Raw genomic sequence first — 3,276 nt, forward strand, 5'->3', positions numbered from 1 at the left:
TGAAAGTGAATGTCTTCCAGTCCGCATTTCTTCCGAATTCGATGGAAATGGTAGGTTAACAATCGTGGTTCCATCGGATGGCTCTTCGTCAAGAAGACAAACGCGCCTTTGGTTTGTCGTTGGTGTCTCAAGAGTTGTTCTCTCAGCGATTGGCTCATAGGAATGGATCGAGTACCTGATTCTGTTTTCGTTGAACCGATCATCAATTGAGTTCTCTTGCCTTTGGCACTTAACGAGATGCGCTGATAGGTATGGCTAACCGTAATCAGATTCCGCTCAAAATCGATATCCTTCCATCGTAGAGCGGCGATCTCCCCGATTCGTAATCCGGTATGCAGGGCTAAATAGGTAGGCAAACCAGTTTGATTCTTTTCAGCTAAAGCAACCTTCTCCAACTTTCGTTGTTCCTGTTTATTCAAGGAGCGAATGGTCTTTCTGGGTTTCTTTGGCAGCTTTAAGGAGAGAAAGGGATTCTCTTTTAGGTAGTCTTTTTGTTTGGCGGCTGTTAAACATTGAACGGTGATTCTTAAAATGACCTGCATGGTAGAGACTTCCAACCCTTTCGTTCGCCAGAGCTGGATCAAATGCTTCCCTGTTTCTTCGGTTATTTCGTTCAGATAGGTTTCTCCAATATAAGGGAACACATATTGCTTTAATTTATACTCATAAGAACTATAGGTGGCGGGTTTTACCTCCTGTTGGATGTCTTTTAACCACGTCTTTCCCCATTCTTCCAAAGGGATACACGCATCCCCATACAGTTCTTGTTGGGTAAGATAGTAAGCCTTCATTGAATAGAGCTTTGTTCGTACATCATTGAATGTTCGTCCATAAATGTAGCCATATTTAATTTGGCGATTGGGTTTATAGCCTTTTTTATAGCGACCTTCCCAACGACCATCTTTTCTTTTATAGATATTTTCTCCTCTGCGCATACTTCTCCTCCTGACGGCTTATTTGACGGCAAATAATCAAGAATTAATTTCATTCGACCTTACTTCTAATGGATTTTCACAAAAACACGTGTTCTAAAAACATTACATTTATTCTTTTTCCATGATTTTTACAAAAGATATTGATTATTCTTTGCCTATATTTTATAATTAATTCAAATCAATTCTTTTATTCGCTAAATTACTAGAAAAAAAAGAATAAAATTGTTCATAGTTTCGGATAAACCATGTAATAAGTTATCCAAAATTAACAACTTAATCAACCATTTGTATGAACAAAAACAAGAGACAACTTCTTATATTTATTAAGAAGTTGTCTCTTTTTATTCATTTAACAGCGTTTATTCCTTACAAAAAGATGAAAATGCAGCCTTTCTTATTTCCTTAATATATAACACCTTTTTTGCATTTTTTCGATTTTCTATTCTGAAAATAAAGAAATTCAACATACCTGATTTCTTGTTTTATCGTATATTCTTAGTGGAACCATAAAATTAAAGCGCTTTATTTTACGAGGAGGAGTTACAATGACGAAGAGTTACTATGGTGAAATACTGGATTTTCGGTCAAGAGGACAGATATGGGAGGAGTATCGCAGGGCTTCTGAACCCTTTGATCCATTGGTTGTGGAAGAGATTGATTGTCTCCTTCCAATGCCGGATCGATCTGGCGTGCTAATCATTACAGAAGACGACATCCTCATCAGTGAGCAGAGTCCACTGACGACGTTGCAGGCATTTTCCTTCGCTCACTGCTTTCCTGATCATAAGATTCTTTCTTCCGCTCTGCAAGATATCGGTCATTTCGGCAAATATAAGTTTCCTTGGGCGTGCCCTTATTTTTCTTTGTGTCCAATGGAAGGCGGCAGTAACAGTGTGTGGATCAATCCACTAAAGATAGAGAACGTCCATGCCTATGGTGGACTGCATTATGTCGAACTGCTCAATGGGATAAAGGTGGCGATTCCGATCCAACGGTACTATGCATTGGTCCGATCAGAAATCGCCTGTGGGATCTTGGCGGCAATTCGGCAGGACCACTTCCACTTTTCAATGTATGGCGATCAACCCATGGATTACTTGGACCTGCCGGATACTTCGTTTGGCCGCAGTCTGAAAAAACGCCCGCTCCTCAAAACCTTCATCACTCGAAAGTATGAGGTCCACCGCCGCTATCAACGCGCACGCTTTCTCCATTATTATCAAGAATTGGCGGAGGCGCCCCAAGAGATCGATTGGGAGAATTGGCACTAATCCCCTTTATTGACTGGATGAGTCCTTCATCCAGTCTTTTTTTCTCCTAGAACCAACGATACGAGACAAAATCCTTTAGCGTACTCCTTTTGAGCTACCCATGTCAAACCTCAATTTCGATTTGACCCCCTCAACTTCGAATGTTTTCAACGGTGAATCAACGTTTCTCTGTCCAAAACATTCGAAATTGGGGGGCCGCCATCGAAATTGCGGTTCGCATTTCATTTTCAAATCCATTATCTTGTAGTCACCGGCCGGTACAAAAAATCAAACACGGAGGAAATAAGAAATGATGCAAAAACTAAGTACAAAATTACAAGTGCAGCTCGTTGTACCTGGTGTAGAGAAATTAAAGAAAGTGACATTCCCAAATGTCGTAGACAATCCCGCTGAAGCAGAAATTCTTGAGCTGGGAGAAATCATGAAGAACCTGGATCAAGAAGATACGCTGTTAGACGGCGTGATCATCACTAGCCAATCACGCGTAACAAAGAATTAGGAAACGGAGGAAAACAGATATGAAAAAATTAGTAGCGATTTTTAAAACCAGCGGCGGACGTTCCCAGACATGGAGCTTCCCAACGCCCGGCGAAGGAAAAGCGCCTGAGGAAATTCGAGGATTCTTAGAACGCCTGACAATGTTGAGTCTGTTCAAGAAGGACGACGAAAAGCTGTTCAACCAAGTCGTCAGCGCAAAGTACGTTGAGACTGTTGAAACGATTATCTTTTAAACCATGTGAATGAGAAGCGGTGGCGCAATCGCCGCTTCTCTAACTAAAAAAATATAGAACTCAAGAAATAAGGAGGACATGATCCATGAATGAACAAACACTAACTTGCCGACAATTATTCAATTTAACACCAAAAACACTAGAGAAACGAATTACTGAATACTATTACCAAACTCAAAATAGCAGCCTAACGATCAAATACATCTTAACGTTACGCGTGCGTTTTCAACTCGGTGCGGAGGAGTTTGCCTTCATTCTGAAGGATCTTGTCCGTGAGATTTTTATGAATACCAAAGCCACTCGCACTATGAAGCGTTTCTTTTATTACTTTCAAGATTA

General features: G+C 40.6%; 5 protein-coding genes. 4 read left to right on the forward strand and 1 reads right to left on the reverse strand.

Features of this window, described 5'->3' with window-relative positions:
* Window positions 1-935, reverse strand: a 935-nt coding sequence (locus tag JZO85_RS22470) for a tyrosine-type recombinase/integrase (RefSeq protein ID WP_207110750.1), incomplete at its 3' end; no start/stop codon positions are given.
* Between the two features lie 545 nt (window positions 936-1,480).
* Between JZO85_RS22470 and JZO85_RS22475 the strand changes: the two genes are divergently transcribed.
* From JZO85_RS22475 to JZO85_RS22490, 4 genes are all read left to right on the forward strand, one after another.
* Window positions 1,481-2,206, forward strand: a complete 726-nt coding sequence (locus JZO85_RS22475) for a hypothetical protein (RefSeq protein ID WP_207110751.1) — start codon at window positions 1,481-1,483, stop codon at window positions 2,204-2,206.
* 289 nt (window positions 2,207-2,495) lie between these two features.
* Window positions 2,496-2,705 (forward strand): hypothetical protein, encoded by a 210-nt coding sequence (locus tag JZO85_RS22480; protein ID WP_207110752.1) that lies wholly within the window; start codon window positions 2,496-2,498, stop codon window positions 2,703-2,705.
* A 19-nt stretch (window positions 2,706-2,724) separates the two neighbouring features.
* Window positions 2,725-2,937: a DUF2922 family protein gene (locus tag JZO85_RS22485; protein ID WP_207107137.1), complete on the forward strand. Its 213-nt coding sequence runs from the start codon at window positions 2,725-2,727 to the stop codon at window positions 2,935-2,937.
* 85 nt (window positions 2,938-3,022) lie between these two features.
* The coding region (locus JZO85_RS22490; RefSeq protein WP_207110753.1) for a hypothetical protein at window positions 3,023-3,276 on the forward strand (254 nt) is incomplete at its 3' end.

The organism is Candidatus Enterococcus murrayae, from assembly GCF_017315985.1.
In the GTDB taxonomy this organism is placed as follows: Bacteria; Bacillota; Bacilli; order Lactobacillales; family Enterococcaceae; genus Enterococcus_A; species Enterococcus_A murrayae.